The 16,872-nt window shown below is 72.5% G+C and carries 9 protein-coding genes; 4 read left to right on the top strand and 5 right to left on the bottom strand.

Going from position 1 to position 16,872, the window contains the following annotated elements:
* Positions 1-4 precede the first annotated feature (4 nt).
* Positions 5-4,594 (top strand): nSTAND1 domain-containing NTPase, encoded by a 4,590-nt coding sequence (locus WMF39_RS24990; protein ID WP_437748025.1) that lies wholly within the window; start codon positions 5-7, stop codon positions 4,592-4,594.
* Positions 4,595-4,619: 25 nt separating this feature from the next.
* Here the strand turns inward: WMF39_RS24990 and WMF39_RS24985 are convergent, their stop codons facing one another.
* The gene (locus WMF39_RS24985; protein WP_437738987.1) at positions 4,620-5,870 is read right to left on the bottom strand and encodes an MFS transporter; all 1,251 of its coding nucleotides are present in this window, start codon (positions 5,868-5,870) and stop codon (positions 4,620-4,622) included.
* A 242-nt stretch (positions 5,871-6,112) separates the two neighbouring features.
* On the opposite strand from WMF39_RS24985, the gene WMF39_RS24980 reads away from it, so the two are divergent.
* Entirely contained in the window at positions 6,113-8,515 is a 2,403-nt protein-coding gene (locus WMF39_RS24980) for a hypothetical protein (RefSeq protein WP_437738986.1), read from the top strand.
* Positions 8,516-8,562: 47 nt separating this feature from the next.
* On the top strand, positions 8,563-10,776 hold the full coding sequence (locus WMF39_RS24975; protein WP_437738985.1) for a hybrid sensor histidine kinase/response regulator: 2,214 nt from the start codon (positions 8,563-8,565) through the stop codon (positions 10,774-10,776).
* A gap of 54 nt (positions 10,777-10,830) precedes the next feature.
* Here WMF39_RS24975 and WMF39_RS24970 read toward each other — a convergent pair whose 3' ends face one another.
* From WMF39_RS24970 to hisS, 3 genes are read right to left on the bottom strand one after another with little or no spacing between them, the layout of a single operon-like run.
* Complete coding sequence (locus tag WMF39_RS24970; RefSeq protein WP_437738984.1) at positions 10,831-11,442, bottom strand: COMM domain-containing protein; 612 nt, start codon at positions 11,440-11,442, stop codon at positions 10,831-10,833.
* Complete coding sequence (locus WMF39_RS24965; RefSeq protein ID WP_437738983.1) at positions 11,439-13,223, bottom strand: hypothetical protein; 1,785 nt, start codon at positions 13,221-13,223, stop codon at positions 11,439-11,441. The genes WMF39_RS24970 and WMF39_RS24965 overlap by 4 nt, the downstream gene beginning before the upstream one ends.
* On the bottom strand, positions 13,220-14,482 hold the full coding sequence (gene hisS, locus WMF39_RS24960; RefSeq protein WP_437738982.1) for a histidine--tRNA ligase: 1,263 nt from the start codon (positions 14,480-14,482) through the stop codon (positions 13,220-13,222). The genes WMF39_RS24965 and hisS overlap by 4 nt, the downstream gene beginning before the upstream one ends.
* A gap of 138 nt (positions 14,483-14,620) precedes the next feature.
* On the opposite strand from hisS, the gene ruvX reads away from it, so the two are divergent.
* Positions 14,621-15,043 carry a Holliday junction resolvase RuvX gene (gene ruvX, locus WMF39_RS24955; protein ID WP_437738981.1) on the top strand — a complete coding sequence of 141 codons (423 nt, stop codon included), beginning with the start codon at positions 14,621-14,623 and terminating at the stop codon, positions 15,041-15,043.
* Between the two features lie 8 nt (positions 15,044-15,051).
* Here ruvX and WMF39_RS24950 read toward each other — a convergent pair whose 3' ends face one another.
* Positions 15,052-16,620 (bottom strand): serine/threonine-protein kinase, encoded by a 1,569-nt coding sequence (locus tag WMF39_RS24950; protein WP_437738980.1) that lies wholly within the window; start codon positions 16,618-16,620, stop codon positions 15,052-15,054.
* Positions 16,621-16,872 lie beyond the last annotated feature (252 nt).

Below are 16,872 nucleotides of genomic sequence, written 5' to 3'. Positions count from 1 at the left end.
GACGATGGCGTACCGCGCTCAGGGCTCGACGCTCGTGGATGCCGGCGGGACGATCAAGCACTACGAGATCATCCGCGAGCTGGGGCGGGGGGGCATGAGCATCGTGTACCTGGCCCGGGACACGAAGCTCGGGCGCCTGGTCGCGATCAAGCTGCTGCTCGAGTACAGCGGGCAGGGGATCGAGCGCTTCCTGGCCGAGGCCCGCGCGACGGCGAGCTGCCGGCACGAGCACATCGTGGTGATCCACGAGGTGGACGAGCTCCGTGGACACCCGTACCTCGTGCTCGAGTACATCAAGGGTCGGACGCTGAGCCAGTGGCGAGCCGAGCGCGAGCGCTCCGGCGCGCCGGGCCCGATGGCGGTCGAGCTGGTGGTCGAGCTGATGATCCCGGTGGTCCGCGCGCTGGTCTGCGCGCATGAGCTCGGGATCGTGCACCGCGATCTCAAGCCGGAGAACATCCTCATCGACGACGCAGGGTGCATCAAGGTGGTCGACTTCGGGATCGCCAAGCAACTCGATGCCAAGCTGCTATCGACGCTCACGGAGGCGCGGAGGGAGCTCCCGGGAGATGATGAACAGAGCTTTCGGAGCGCGCTCGTGGGCACGCCGTCCTACATGTCGCCCGAGCAATTGCTGGGTGAGGACGTGGACGCGCGCAGCGACCTCTGGGCCGTGGGCATCCTCCTGCACACGCTGCTCACGGGGGCGCACCCGCTTGACCCATCGCCGATCGAGCGGCTCGCGGACATCGTGAACTTCGATGTTCCCATGCCGCGCGTCAGCGCGCGGCGCCCTGATGCGGGCGCGCTGGGCGCCCTCGTCGACCGGTGCCTGAAGAAGCGGAAGGACGAGCGCATCGGCTCGGCCAGGGAGCTGCTCGCCGAGCTCGAGGCGCTGCTGCCCGGTCGCAAGGCGCCCGGGCTCGGCGAGGACGACTGCCCGTTCGCGGGGCTTTCCGCGTTCCAGGAATCGGACGCAGCGCGCTTCTTCGGCCGCGATCGGGACGTGACCGCCATGACGGCGCGGCTGCGCTACCAGCCGCTCGTCACGGTCGCCGGGCCCTCCGGGGCGGGCAAGTCGTCGTTCGTGCGCGCGGGGGTGATCCCGGCGTTGAAGCGCTCCAGCGACCGCTGGGAGACGTTCACCCTGCGCCCGGGGCGCCACCCGATGGCGGCGCTCGTCGACGTGCTCGCGCAGGTGGCCGAGTCCGAGCGCGCGGGCGCGCAGGCGGGCCCGGTCGAGCTCACCGGGCACGGTGGGATCGTCGCCACCTTGAGCGCGCAGCCGGGCTACCTGGGCGCCCGGCTGCGAGCGCGCTGCCGCCGTCAGGGGACGAGGCACCACGTCCTGCTCTTCGTAGATCAGTTCGAGGAGCTGTACACGCTCGGCGCGAGCCGCGAGGAACGGGCGGCGTTCGTCGCCTGTCTGGAGGGCGCGGCCGACGACGCCTCGTCGCCCCTGCGGGTCCTGCTCGCCATCCGCTCGGACTTCCTCGATCGCGTCGCCGATGACTACGAGTTCATGACCCACGTGACTCGTGGTCTCTCGTTGCTGCCGCCCATGGGGCGCGAAGGCTTGCGTGAAGCTTTGATGAGGCCGCTGGAGACGGCCGGTCTTCGCTTCGAGACCGCCGAGATGGTCGAGCACATGCTGGACACGCTGGAGAGCACGCGCAGCCCCTTGCCGCTGCTGCAATTCACGGCCGCGAAGCTGTGGGAGGCGCGGGACCGCGCGCGCCGGCTGCTGACGCGGGACAGCTATGAGCAGCTCGGCGGCGTGGCCGGGGCGCTGTCCGCGCATGCGGACGCGGTGCTCTCGGCGCTGCCGGTGCGCGAGCAGCGGCTGGCTCGGGCGGTGCTGGTGCGCCTTGTCACGCCCGAGCGCACGCGCGCGGTGGTCAGCCTGGACGAGCTGTGTGAGCTCGCACAGGACAGCGAAGACCACGCCGGTGAGGCGATCGCGCAGGTGGTCCAGCGCCTGGCCGGGGCGCGGCTGCTGCTCACCGAGGCCGGCGGCGAACGCGAGGGCACGACGGTGGAGCTGGTTCACGAGTCGTTGATCGAGAGGTGGGCAAAGCTCCGGCAGTGGCTCGCCGAGAGCGAGCAAGACGCGCAGTTCCTCGCCCGGCTGCGCGCTGCGGCCCAGCAGTGGGAGGCGAGCGGTCACGCCGAGGGGCTGCTCTGGCGCGATCGTGCGGCGCACGAGGCTCGAGCGTGGCGTGAGCGCCGCCGGGCCGAGCAGGGCGCCGAGTGGCGCTCCGGGCTCGGCCAGCGCGAGGAGCGCTATCTCCTTGCCGTCGTGGCCCTGTCCGAGCGCGCGCGGCGACTGCGGCGGCAGATCGCCATGGGCGTGATCGCGATGCTCACCGCGATCGCGCTCATGGTATCGACCCTCGCGATCAGCGCCGACCGGCAAGCCAGGCGCGCCGAGCAGCAAGCCGCGCGCGCCGACCAGGAAACGGCCCGTGCACAGGCCGAAGCCCTGCAAGCGCGCAACGCCACCCGCATGGCCGCGGCGCGCGAGCTGCAGGCCGACCCCACGACCGCGCTCTCGATATTGCGCGAGGTCGAGCCGCCCGATGTGCCGCGAGGGTGGGCCGTCCTGGCGCGCGGGGCGCTGCACAGCTGGGTCGCTCGGGCGGTGCTCACCCATCCAGGCGGCGTCATGGGGGCGAGCTACAGCCCCGACGGCAGATACATCGTCACCGCGTCGTTGGACAAGAACGCGCGCGTGTGGAAGTCCGACAGGACGGGTGAGCCGCTGGTCCTCCGAGGTCATGAGAACGGGGTCAGTTCCGCGGCGTTCAGCCCTGATGGAAGGTGGATTGTCACGGCGTCATGGGACGGGACCGTACGTGTGTGGAAGGCCGATGGGACGGGCGAGCCGCTGGTCCTCCGGGACCATGAGGGGCGGGTCAATTCGGCGGCGTTCAGCCCCGATGGCCAGCGCATCGCCAGCGCGTCCCACGACAGGACCGTACGTGTGTGGAAGGCCGATGGGACGGGCGAGCCGCTGGTCCTTCGGGGGCATGAAGCTCCGGTCTATGCGGTGGCATTCAGCCCTGACGGCAAGCGCATCGCGACCGGATCGTACGACCACACCGCGCGCGTGTGGAGCGCGGATGGCACCGGCGAGCCAGTCGTCCTTCGCGGCCACGAGCACGAGGTTCAGGGGGTGGCGTTCAGTCCCAATGGCCAGCAACTCGTCACGGCGTCGTCGGACAAAACCGCACGTGTGTGGAAGGCCGATGGGACGGGCGAGCCGCTGGTCCTCCGGGGTCACGAGGCTCCGGTCTATTCGGCGGCGTTCAGCCCCGATGGCCGGCGCATCGTCACTGGGTCCCGGGACAAGACGGCGCGGGTGTGGAAGGCCGACGGGACGGGCGAGCCCCTGGTCATTCGTGGTCACCAGGATGCCGTCTGGGCGACGTTCAGCCCCGACGGCAAGCGCATCGCGACCGCATCGTACGACAACACCGTGCGCGTGTGGAGCGCGGATGGCACGGGCGAGCCGCTGGTCCTTCTCCGTGACCAGGAGCCGATCGCATCGGTGGCGTTCAGCCACGACGGCGGGCGCATCGTGACGGCGCCCGAGGACAGGACGGCACGTGTGTGGAACGCGGATGGCACCGGCGCGCCCGTGGTCCTTCGCGGTCACAGGGACGTGGTCCATTCGGTGGCGTTCAGCCCTGATGACAAGCGCATCGTCACGGCGTCGTGGGACAGGACGGCGCGTGTGTGGAACGCGGATAACACCGGCAATCCAGTGGTCCTTCGCGGTCACGAGGCTCAGGTCTGTTCCGCAGCGTTCAGCCCCGATGGCGAGCGCATCGTCACGGCGTCGTGGGACAGGACGGCACGTGTGTGGAACGCGGATGGCACCGGCGATCCAGTGGTCCTTCGCGGTCACGAGGCTCAGCTCTATTCAGCGGCGTTCAGCCCCGATGGCAAGCGCATCGTCACCGTGTCCTTCGACAAGACGGTACGGGTGTGGAACGCGGGCGGCGAAGGTGAGCCGCTGATCCTTCGCGGTCACGAGGATGTCGTCTACTGGGTGGCGTTCAGCCCCGATGGCGAGCGCATCGCTACGGCCTCCTGGGACAAGACGGCGCGCCTATGGAAAGCGGATGGCGCCGGCGACCCGGTGGTTCTTCGCGGTCACGAGCACTGGGTTCTGGGGGTGGCGTTCAGCCCTGATGGCAAGCGCGTCGTCACCGGGTCTCAGGACGGAACGGTACGGGTATGGAATTCCGATGGTACTGGCGAGCCGTTGGTTCTTCGCGGCTCCGAGTCTCCGGTCAACAGCGTAGCGTTCAGCCCCGACGGCAAGCGCATCATCAGCGCGTCGGATGACAGGGCCGTCCGGGTGTGGACCGATCTGGAGCCGCTCCACGGCGTCGATGACCCGAAGCTGTGGGCTGCGACGACCTACTGCATGCCGATCGAGCGGCGGATAGAGCTTCTCCGTCTGCCAGAAGCCCTGGCCCGGACCCATCAGGAAGACTGCCTGCGCCGCGTCGCGGCGGCCCGCGTGGCCGCCCCCGGGTCCCAGCCAGGCTCGGCTGCCCGACCGAGCGACACCGCCGGTCGATGACAAGCACCCTCCATCGAGCGCGCCCTCACCCCGCCCGCAGCCTCCACACCGCGGGCCGCAGCAGCAGGATCGGCGCGGCAAAACCCGCGATGACGAACGCCCAGACGGTCGCCTCCACGCCGAGCCGCCCCGCCAGCCAGCCGGCCGCCAGGGTGCCCGCCGGCAGGAGCGCCCCGGTGAGCACATGGAGCGTTGCATCGACCCGGCCGAGCACGTGCAATGGCAACATGGATTGCCGCGTGCTCACCGCGTGGATCATGAACGCCATGAGGAACGCGTCCCCCACGAGCTGGTGCACCACGAGGGCAGGTACCGCGAGCCGCCCGAGCTGCGCCGCCAGCGGGATGAGCGCGCAGCTGGCCTGACTCATGAACAGGCTGAGGATCATCGCCGGCCCGGCGCCCAGGCGGCGGCCCAGCCAGCCCGCGAGGAAACTGCCGCCCAGCGCGCCGATGCCGCCCACGCTGATGATCAGCCCGACCGTGGTCGTGTCCAGCCGCAGATGCTCCAGGAGATAGAGCATGTACAGCGCGGAAAAGACCCCGCCGAGCAGGAGGGCATGGGCGCCCATCGCCAGGAACGTCGCCCCGACCACGGGGTGGCCCAGGCCGTGGCGCAGCCCGACCCGGAGATCCTCGACCAGCGAGGCGCCCCCATCGCCTCCGCCGCCCGCGGGGACGGCCGGCGCCTCCGCCGCCCGGATGCGCCCGAGGAGCGCCGCCGACACGAGGTACGACAGCGCGTCCACCACCATCGTCACCGGCGCCGTCAGCACCTGGATCAGGATGCCCGCGGCGCCGGGGCCGGCGATCTCCGCGGCGGCCTCGGTCCCCTCCAGCCTGGCGTTTGCCTTGACCAGGTGGTCCTGCCCCACCAGCGCCGGCAAGTAGGCGTTGTCGGCGATCTGGAACAGCGACGTGGCCATGCCCACCAGCGCGGCCACCACGGAGAGCTGGAGCAGGGTGAGCGTGCCGGTCCAGGCCGCGATCGGGACCGAGAGGATCAGCGCCGCGCGCACGAGATCCGCGCCGACGAGGAGCGGCCGCTTGCGCGAGCGATCGACGACCCCGCCCGCGAAGAGCCCCACGAGGACGCCCGGCGCGGTGGACACGGCGGAGAGGACCGCCACGCCCGACGCGTCGGCCCCGAGGCTCACGATGGCGATCACGGGCAGCGCCGTGCGGCTGATGCGGCTGCCTACCGCGCTCACCGCCTGCGCCGCCCAGAGGCGCAGGAAATCGGGATGGTGTGAGAGGCCGGCGGGGGGAGGGGACATCGTCTGGGGCGTGAGCAGAGCAGAAAAGAGGAGGGAAGGAGAAGCGCGCACTATCGAACGCGGCTGATCGGCGGCGATGCGATCACCGCTCACGGTCTCGTCGGGTCCTCGGAAGACACCGCCCTCCTCCCTGAACCGTCCATCGAGAACGCAACTCGCTCGATTGCGCCGGGGCGCCCGCATCCCGCTCGCCTCTCCGGGCAGGCGCGGCTACGAAGGCAGGCCTGGAGTCCCACGCGACCATGCCCACGCTGCTGCGTTCACCGGCCACGAGGCTCGGCGCCGCGCTCGTCGCGATCGCGATGGCGCTCGTCGGCTTCCTGCCCCTCTTCGACGGCCCCGGCTACGAGAGCGCGCTCGCCGCCGGCCTGATCGTCCCGGGCGCCGCGGCGATCGTGACCGCCCTCGACGTCGCCGCGCATCGGCCGCCGCCTGTCGAGGCGTTCCGCCGCGGCGTCGCGTGCGGCGCCCTGTTCGCGGTCGTCGCGTACGCCACCACGCTGGCGCACGGCCTGCGCGCCGGCTTCTGCGATGTGCTCGGCGGCTCGGCGCACTTCGCCCTCGGGCCCGGGCTCGGCGCGGCGCTCGGCGGCGCCTGGGGCGCCGTCGCGGGCGAACTCGCCGCCGGCATCCGGCGCGACGACGCCGCGCCTCCCCGCCCGGCGTGGCGGCGCCGGCTCATCGCCGTCCTCGCGGCGCTCGCCGCCCCCCTCGGCGCGATCGGCGTGAGCGCCGTCCGCTTCTACACGAGCCCGATCGTCTTCGCCTACGACCCCTTCGCCGGCTTCTTCAGCGGCACGCTCTACGACACGGTCGTCGACGCGTCCGGGCTGCTGACGTACCGCGCGGGGACGCTGGCCACCCTGTTCGCCGCGTCGGCGCTCGCGCAGCACCTCGTGCACGACGCGGGCGGGCGGGTGTCGTTCCAGCCGCAGGGCCGGCCCGGGCTGCTCCTGCTCGGCGGCGTGAGTGCCGCGCTGAGCGCCGCGACCGTCCTGGAGGGCGCGCGCCTCGGCCACTTCCAGACCTCCGAGAGCATCGCGGCCGAGCTCGGCGCGCTCTCGAAGGGCCAGCGCTGCGAGGTCGTCCACCCGCGCGGCGTGCGCGAGGCCGACGTCCAGCGCTTCGTGCGCGAGTGCGACGCCCACATCGAGGCCGGCGAGCGCTGGCTCGGGGCGCCCGCGGTGGTCGACGGCCAGCCGCTCCGGGTCCGCGCCTACCTGTTCGAGAGCGCGGCGCAGAAGGGCGCGCTCATGGGCGCGTCGCGCACGTACGTCGCGAAGCCGTGGCGCCGCGAGGTGTACCTGCAGGCCGCCGGCTACCCGCACCCGACGCTCGGGCACGAGATCATGCACGTGCTCGCCGGCGCCTTCGCCCGCGGCCCGTTCAAGGTCGCCGGGCGGCTCGGCGGGTGGCTCCCCGACCCGGGGCTCATCGAGGGGATCGCCGTCGCCGGCTCGCCCAGGGAGGGCGAGGACCTGAGCCCGCGCGCGTGGGCCAAGGCGATGAAAGATCTCGGGATCCTGCCGTCGCTCGCGCGCCTGTTCGCGCTCGGCTTCCTCGCCGAGAACTCGTCGACCGCCTACACCGTGAGCGGCGCGTTCGTCGGCCACGTGCGCGCGACGTACGGCGCGGACGCGGTGCGCGCCTGGTACGGCGGCAAGGCGCTGCCGGAGATCACCGGCGCCTCGTGGGAGGTGATGGAGCGCGCGTGGCACGCCGATCTCGACGCGCTCACGCTCCCCGACGCGGCGAAGGCGCAGGCGAAGGCCCGCTTCGATCGGCCGGCGCTCTTCGAGCGGCGCTGCCCGCACGTGGTCGACGCGTGCACCCACGAGGCGGAGGAGCTGCGCGCGCGCGGCGACCACGAGGGCGCGATCGCCGCGTACCGGCGCGTGCTGTCGCTCGACCGGAGCCCCGCGCCGCGCATCGCCATCGCCGAGACGCGGCTCGCCAGCGACGCGCCCGGCGAGCGCAGCGAGGGGATCCGCGAGCTCGAGGGCATCGCCGGGGACGGGTCGATCCCGCGCCACCTGCGCGATCGCGCGGCCGAGCGCCTCGGCGACGTCGCGCTCGCCGCGGGCGACCGGGAGCGCGCGGCGGCGCGGTACAGCGAGGTCGCCGGCCGGCTCGTCGACGAGGATCGGCTCCGGACGCTCGACGTGAAGATCGCCGCCGCGAACGACGAGCGCGCCCGCGCGGCCATCGTCGAGCTGCTGATCGGCACGCGCGGCGGCGCGCCCGACAGGCTCCGGGCGGCGGAGCTCCTCGGCGCGTGGGCCGCGCAGTCCCCCGGCGACGGCCTGCCGAACTACCTGCTCGGCCGCCATTACCTGAGCGACGGCCGCTTCGATGAGGCCGCCGATCGCCTGGATCGGGCGCTCGCGGCCCACCTGCCCGTCCAGCGGGTCTGGATCGAGGCCGAGCGGCTGCGGCTCGTGGTCGCGTGCGGCGTCGAGGACGTCGAGACCGCCCGCAGGATGTTCGCCCAGTACGCAGCGCACGACGGGGCCGCCGGCACGGGGCCCGCCGTGAGCGAGGAGCGCCGGGACGCCGCCCTCCGCCTGCTCGAGCGCTGCGCCGGCGCGGCGGCCCGGCCTACGTCCCCGGCGACCGCGGGCGACCCGCCGGCCGGACAAAAGTGAAGAATGCCTCTCGTCCCTGCGCGCTGACGTGGTGAGATGTCGTGGAAATGCACGCTGAGCCTGCGAGCGAGAGGGTTGGCCGCCTCGTCGCGCTGAACGCCGTCCTCACCGTCGTGGCCCGCCACTCGAACCTGCTCCTGCCGAGGCCGTTCGAGGAGCTCGCCGGGGCCGTCGGCCGGTTCGCCGCGTTCCAGCTCCTCGCGGTGGTGTTCCCGGAGCCGGAGGGCGGGCTCCGCGCGTACGCGGTCTTCCGCGGCGACGCGCTCGCCGCCGCGCCGTTCGGCGCGCGCCAGCCGGCGCCCGCGGCGCTCTTCCGGCGGGTGTTCGCCGAGGGCGAGCCGTTCTCCTGCGACGACACCCGCGCGGGGGACGCGCTCGCCGAGATGGGGGCCAGTGCGGGGTGCCTCTCGTACGTCGCGCTCCCGGTGCGGGCCGCGCCTCCGGGCGCCCAGCCCGGCCACCCCGCCGCGCGCTCCGGGCCGGCCGGGGCCGGCGGCTTCGGCTGCCCGATCATCGCGGCGCTCGTCGTCGGCTACGGAGACGCCGGCGCGGCGGCCTCGGCGCCGATCCCGCTCCTCGAGGAGATCGCCGACGCGCTCGGCGCAGGCCTGGATCGCTCGCTGCGCGTCGTCGCCGGGGAGCGCGAGGCCGCCGAGCGGCTGCTCAGGATCCGCGAGCTCGAGGAGCAGCACCGGAACCTCCTCGACAACGCGCCGCTCATCATCTTCCGGCTCGATCCCGAGTCCGGCGAGCTCTCGTTCCTGAACCGGCACGCCGAGCGGCTCCTGGGCGTGCCGGTGGCCGAGGCGCTCAGGACGCCGGGCTTCCTCGGGGAGGCGCACGCCGACCCGGAGGGCGTGATGTGCTTCGAGGACGCGGTCGCGCGGGCCAAGCTCGGGGCCCCGTCGGCCTCCTACGAGGCGCGCCTGCGGCGGCGGGGCGGCGACGCGATCACCGCGCGCGGCACGGTGTACCCGCTCGTCTCGGATCGCGGCCGCGTCGTGGCGATCGAGGGCGTCCTCGCGGACGTGAGCACCGAGCACGCGGCGCGCACGCGGCTCATCCAGGTCGATCGCCTCTCGACGCTCGGCACGCTCGCGGCCGGCGTGGCGCACGAGATCAACAACCCCGCGGCGTTCATCCTGCTCGGCCTGGACATGCTCGACCGCCTCCTGCGCGGCCCGAACGTGCGCATGGAAGGCAGCGCCGCCTCCAGCGCGTCGGAGCTCGTGAAGGAGCTGCGCGACTCGATCAAGCGCATCGTCGACATCGTCCGCGATCTCAAGCTGTTCGCGAGCCCGCCGCAGCCCGAGGGCTCGCGGCGCACGCTGACGGACGCGAACCGCACGGTCGATTCCGCGCTGAGCCTCACGCGCGGCCAGATCATCGAGCGGGCGCAGATCGTGAAGAACCTCTCCGAAGTGCCGCCGATCCTCATGGATGACGGCCGGCTCGGCCAGGTCATCGTGAACCTCCTCGTCAACGCGGCCCAGGCGATCCCGAAGCCGAGCTCGAAGCACGAGGCCCGCGACCAGACGGTGACGGTCGAGACGCGGAGCGACGGGGAGACGGTCGAGATCGTGGTGAGCGACACCGGCGCCGGCATCGCGGAGGAGAACCTGCCGCGCATCTGGGCGCCCTTCTTCACGACGAAAGGTCCGGAGGTCGGCACGGGGCTCGGGCTGTCGATCAGCCGCGAGATCATCGAGCGCGCGGGCGGGCAGATCACGGCGGAGAGCCCGGTCCCTGGGCGCGTCCCGCCCGGCGGCGCGCGCTTCATCATCTCCCTGCCCGCGGCGGGGCGGACGGACGAGGCGACGCCGAGCGTCTCGCCTGTGCCGCGGCTCGTCTCGAAGCGGGTGCGGGTGCTCGTGGTGGAGGACGAGGCGTCGCTCGCCCGCGCGCTGTCCGATCAGCTGGGCCGCGTGCACGAGGTGGCGCTCGCGCCGAGCGCCGACGCCGCGATGGGGATGCTCGCGGGCGGGCAGCGCTTCGACGTGGTGCTCTGCGATCTGCGCATGCCCGGCATGTCGGGCGACGTCTTCTACACGCGGATCCACGAGAGCGATCCTGTGCTGGCCCAGGGGTTCATCTTCATGACCGGCGTGGGCTTCGGCGCGGACGTCGAGCGGTTCCTCGCGTCGTCGGGCCGCCCGCTCCTGGAGAAGCCGTTCTCCGCCGAGGACGCGCTCTCCGCGATCGCCGAGGTCGTCTCCGCGAACTCCGCGCCCCGCGCGGAGGCGCGCGACAGCAGCAGGTAGAGGCGCGCGCTGTCGCCCGCGGGACGCCGTCGTCCATCTGAGCGGCGCGCGCGATCAGCCGAGGATCTGCGCGCAGAGCCGCTGGAGCTCGCTCAGCGTCTCTGGGGTCGCCTGGAGCGTGATGCGGGAGCGGAGGTCGCCCTCCTGGTAGCTCAGCGTGAGCACGACGACGGGGGCGGCGATCTTCGCGCCGCGGTTCGCGGTCGCGATCGTGTCGATGCGCCAGTCGATGCCGGTGAGCAGCTTGCCGTGATCGAGCAGCGCGCCGCGGACGATCTCCCGCCGCACGAGCGCCCTGGCCTGGTCGTAGCCGGCGAGCAGGACGGCCTGGATCTCCTCGGCGTCCTGGCCGGGCGCGAGCGCGGCGATGTCGGCCGCGAGCGCGGCGCGATCGAGGTCGAGCTTGCTCGCCTCGCGGATCAGGAAGCGGCACGCCTTGAGCACCCGCGCGAGCGCGTCGGACGCGACCTCGTGCCGGCGGCAGAACGCGTCGAGGAGCCGCTCCACGGCGGCGGGCACCGGCTCGGCAAGGCTGGGCCCGAGCGCCTCCCAGAGGCGCTGCCGCGCGCCCTCGGGCAGCTCGAGGAGCCGGCGCAGGTCGACGGCGAGCTCCGGGGGCGGCGGCGCTCCGCCGAGGCAGCGGAGCTCGGCACCGCGCGGGCTCATTGGCTCAGCTGGATCGGGACGTAGAGCGCCCGCATCGTCGCCGCCGTGCCCGCGCGCGTGTACCCGGCGAGGCCGAACAGGACGTTCCACCAGTGACCTTCCGGGGTCTCGCCGTACGAGAACAGGGGGACGAGGTGGAACTCCCACTCCTTGCCGTTCCGCACCCGGTGCTCCCGGTACACGGTGTTGAGCGCGACCTGCGTCACCGACGTCGGGTCCGCGAACCGGAAGAAGAACGGCAGGGCCACCGTGGTGCGCGACGTCGGCGACGCGAAGTCCCAGAGGAACGGCGCGACGACGAGGTGCGTCGAGTCGCGGTTCCTCCCCGAGTAGAAGAACGGATAGATGTCCGTCTCCCAGCCGGTGAGATCCCGCGTGTGCCGCACGAGCGGCGTGAGCCACGTGGTGTCGCTCAACCCGTGGCGCTTGAAGCGGCCGTAGAACGGGAAGAGGACGAGATCATCGCTGCGCGGCGAGGTGTTCCGGTAATAGAACGGGAGCAGGAACGTCCGCTCGAGATCGATGGACGGATCCCGGTACTGCCAGAAGAGCGGCGTGATCATGTCGAGCTCCGTCCGCCCTCGGTAGCGAGCGTAGCCCCAGGTCGCGAAGGTGCTCTCCCCCTCCTCCCCGCGCGCCGTCAGGAAGAGCGGCGTGACGAGCAGGCTCTTGTTGCCCTCGTACCCGTAGTGGAAGAACGGGAACAGCGTCGTGCGATCGTGGTTCTTGCCCCAGCTGTGCCAGTAGAAGGGCATGATGTTGAACACGTCGCCCTTGCGGGAGTGCTGCCACATCAGCGGGCCCCACACGTTCGTGGAGCGGTCTCCGACGTCGCTGTAGTGGTAGTAGTGCAGGAGCGGCGGGATGACCTCGTACTCGCTGCTCTCGTCGTGGCCGTAGAAGTAGAGGGGGGCCAGGCCGAGATCGATCTTGTCGGCGGAGCGCGTGTCGCACGCGGGGCCGCCCTTCCAGCTGCAGTAGAGCGGGCCGATCAGGTTGAAGCCGCTCCGCGCCGTGTGGTGCGTGAAGGTCAGCAGGGGAGGGATGTGGAAGTAGCCGCTCCCGTCGTCGCGCTTGCCCTCGAAGAAGAGCGGCGCGAGCCAGTTGTCGTGCCGGCCCGGCTCTGCCTTCCGCCCCGGGCTCGCGGGGCGACCCTCGGACTCGCGGTGCATGAACGGGCCGACGATCGTCGTGTACGTGTTCTCGTCGCGGAGCTTCCAGAAGAAGGGGAAGAGCACGTCGGCGTCGACGTCCTTGCTCCGGCGGTTGTAGTAGAGCGGCGTCACCATCGTGGCGCGGTCGCCGGGCATCCGGCGCTCCGCCCACAGGGGGAAGACCGTCCTGAACTGGTAGCTGCCGCTCCGCTCGCTGTAGTAGGGGCCGTACCAGTCGCGCTGGATCTCCGCGGCGCGCCCGACCTCCCACTCGCCGACGTCGTTCGTGCCGATCTGCTTCTTGACCGCGGGCGGCACCGCCAGCGGGTCCTCCGGCAGGGTCGGCTCCTGGGTCTGGATCGGGCTCTCCTCGGACGTCGGCGCCGCGTGCGTCTCCGGCGTGCCAGGCGGCGGCTTCGGCGGCGCGCTCGCGGGCGGCGGCTGCGTCATGCCGGGCTGGCCGAAGCCGAGCTGCGCCGCCGCGACGGACGGCGCGGCGAGCGCGGCCAGCGCCGCGGCGAGCGACAGCGCCGATCGCGCGCGCCGAGCGCGGCCCCGCCCCTCGCCCGCCGGCGCGCCGCGCGCCCCTCGCGAGCAGCCCTGCGCTCCCATCGCCTCGGAGGTCAACGCGCTCCCCGCTGGCCGCCGGGCGACGCCTCGAGGGCCCGATCCGCGAGCACGCGCGCCGCACCCTCCAGCGGGATCTCCTCCTGCACGTGCGCCACCAGATCCTTGATCTGGAGCACGCCGCGCTCGATCTCCGCGTCGCCCAGGATCACGCAGAGCCGCGCGCCGAGGGAGTCCGCGCGCCGGAGCATCGCCTTGAGCCGCCCGCCGCGCCCGTCGAGCTCGACCGGGACGCCGAGCGCGCGCAGCTGCTTCGCCAGCACGAGCGCCTGATCCGCGCCGCTCTGGCCGAGCGGGGCGAGGAAGCAGCCAGGCCTCCGGCGGGGCGAGGCGCCGGGCATCATCGTGAGCAGCCGCTCCATCCCCATCGCGAAGCCGATCGCGGGCACGCTCGGCCCGCCGAGCCCCGCGACCATGGCGTCGTAGCGGCCGCCGCCCGCGAGCGTGCTCTGGGCGCCGAGATCGCCCGCGGTCGCCTTCACCTCGAAGAGCGTGCGCGTGTAGTAGTCGAGCCCCCGCACGAGCGACCGATCGACGACGTAGTTCACGCCGAGCACGTCGAGGCAGCGGCGCACGCCCTCCCAGTGCGCCCGGTCCGCGTCGTCGAGCAGATCGAGGATCGACGGCGCGTCGCGCGACACCTCGTGATCGCGCTGGTCCTTCGAGTCGAGGATGCGCAGGGGGTTCTTCTCGAGGCGGCGCTGCGAGTCCTCGCTGAGCTCGGCCTTGCGCGGCGTGTAGTGGGCGAGCAGCGCCTCGCGGTAGCGCTCGCGCGTGCCCGCGCTGCCGAGCGAGTTCACGTGAACCACGAACTCGCCGACCCCGATGTGCTGCAGGAAGCCGGCGACGAGGTCGATCGTCTCGGCGTCGCATAGCGGCCCGGGATCGCCGAAGAGCTCGCAGCCGGCCTGGTAGAACTGGCGGTAGCGCCCCTTCGCCGGCCGCTCGCCGCGGAACATCGGGCCGAGGTAGTACCAGCGGGTGACCGGCTCCTTCGCGTGGACCGCGTGCTCGACGTAGGCGCGCGCGGCGCCCGCGGTGCCCTCGGGGCGGACGGTGAGCTGATCGCCGTGGCGTTCGAAGGAGTACATCTCCTTCTCGACCACGTCCGTCGTCTCCCCCATCTGGTGCCGGAAGAGCTCCGTTGGCTCGAGCAGCGGCGTGCGCACCTCGGCATAGCCGTGGAGCTCCGCGTGGAGGCGGAAGGCCCCCTCGAGCTTGTGCCAGCGCTCCACCTCTTCGGGGAGGATGTCGTTCATCCCCCGTACCGCGCGCAGTTCCATCGCGCGGCGCTTATGGTCGGTGCTGGCGAGCGGGTCAAGCCGGTCGGATGCTTCCGGGTTACGCTCGGGTCTCGCCGGCGCGTCGCCCGAGGGCTATGGGGTCTTTCCAGAGGCATGGCGAAGGCGAAGGCACGCGCTGCGGCGATCGATCTTGGGAAGGCCCGCGTGGGCGTGGCGGTGACCGACGAGCTCGGGCTCTACGCGCACCCGCGGCCGCTGCTCGACGGGCGAAACCGGAAGGCGCTCCTGGAAGCTCTTGCGGCGCTCGTTCGGGACGAAGGCATCACCCGGTTCCTGGTGGGGCTGCCGCTCGAGATGAACGGGGACGAGGGGCCCGCCGCGCGGCGGGCGGTGGCCTTCGCGCAGGCGCTGGCGGACGCGGCCGGCGTCGAGGTGGAGCTCATCGACGAGCGGCTGACGACGGTCGAGGCGGCACGGCGGCTGCGCGACGGGGGCGTCTCGGGGCGGAAGAGCAAGGAGCGCGTCGACGGGGCGGCGGCGGCGCTGCTGCTCCAGGCGTGGCTGGACCGGCGCTAGGGGCGGGGCTACCGGTTCTCGCTGCGGAGCAAGAGGTACGCGCCGGCGGCGCCGACCGCGCCGACCGCGAACAGCACGACGTCCCACATGGGCCACGCGACGCCGGCCGCGCGCCGGAGGACGACGGCCTCCACCACCCGCACGAGCAGCGACGCGAAGCCGTACGCGCACAGGCCGACCACGATCGGCCGGCGCAGGTTGTCGGCCAGATCGACCGCCTTCATGCTGTTGTTCCAGACGGTCTTGCGCACGTGGCTCGCGCTGATCAGCGCGGGGGTGATCAGCGCGAAGCCGATCCCGGACGCGAGCAGGACGGCCTCGAGGCCCGTCAGGTTGTCGGTCACCTGGCCGCCGCGCGACAGGCGGATGATCGCGGTGACGAGCGTGATCAAGCTGCCGGCGACCCAGAAGAGGCCGAGCGCGAAGAGCAGCAGGATGAGCGGCCTCGCCATGCTCACCTGCTGCGCCTGGCGGAGCTGCATCGTCGGCGCCACGCGCGGCGCCGAAGGCATCGACACCCGCGGCCCGGGCGACCCGGGGGCGTCGAGCTCCTTCGGCTCGGACTCGCTGGTGTCGTAGAGCGCGAGCTCCGCGTCGAGCTCCTCCATCGTCTGGTACCGATGGCCGGGCTCCTTCGCCATGGCCCGCTGGATGATCATCTCGAGCGGCTCGGGGATGCTCGGCTCGAGCGAGCGCGGGCGGGGCGGGTCCTCGGTGAGGACCGCGGTGAGCGTCGCGGTCGGATCGTTGCGGTCGAACGGGCGGCTGCCGGTGAGGGCGCAGTAGAGGATCGCGCCGACGGCGTAGATGTCCGCCCGGTGATCGACGCGCTCGCCGCGGGCCTGCTCCGGCGCCATGTACGAGGGCGTGCCCATGATCATGCCGGTCTGCGTGAGCGCGGCGCCCGGCGCGTCGTCGACCTTGGAGATGCCGAAGTCGATCACCTTGGCCGTCGGCATCGCGAGGTCGCCGGTGAGGAACACGTTCTCCGGCTTCATGTCGCGGTGCACCACGCCCTTCGCGTGGGCCGCGGCGAGCGCCTTGCAGATCTGCCGGACGATGCGCACGGCGGGGCCGGTCTTCATCTTGCCGGCCTCGTTGAGGTAGTCGGCGAGCTCCTTGCCTTCGAGGAACTCGTTCACGAGGAACGGACGGCCCTCCGCGGTGCGGTGGACGTCGAAGACGGTGACGACGTACGGGCTCTGCACCGCGGCCGCGGCCTCGGCCTCGCGCTGGAAGCGCGAGATCACCTGGGGCTGCCGCGCGAACTCCGGGTGCAGCATCTTGATGGCGAACCGCTTGCTGGAGATCCGCGTGTGGCGCGCCTCGTAGACGCGCCCCATGCCGCCCTCGCCGACGACGCGCACGACCGTGTACGTCTCGTTGAGCGTCTTGCCGACGAGATCGTCGCGGAGCGCGTCGTCCTCCGACTCATCGAGCGTCGCGGCGTCGCGCGGGCAAACCCTGAACTCGGCCGGGTATCGGACCCCGCAGGTGGGGCAGACCTTGGGGGTCGAGTTGTCGCTCCCGGGGGTCGGGAGCGCCGTGGCGGAAGCGGAAGAGGAGAGGCTCGTCATCGCGTTCGCGATATGAAGGTCCGACTGCGAGCCGCGCGCGTCCGACTGCGGTCGGGAGGCTTCGTCGGGGGGCCGGATGGTGCCGGGCATCGCCGACCGAGGGTAACCAATCGGCCGTTCTGGGGGTGACAAATCGCGCGGCCGTGTCGACCGCGTTGACGGACCGAGGCACCTGCGTATACTCGCGCGCTCCTCAGCTCACTGGCCTGAACTTCGCGGGCTCCCGCCACTACGGGCGTGGGGCTCACATTC

It is taken from the genome of Sorangium sp. So ce1504 (assembly GCF_051521635.1).
Taxonomy (GTDB): Bacteria; Myxococcota_A; Polyangia; order Polyangiales; family Polyangiaceae; genus Sorangium; species Sorangium cellulosum_B.
Note: the sequence above shows the minus strand (reverse complement) of the source record. Positions and strands in the feature narration are given on the sequence as shown.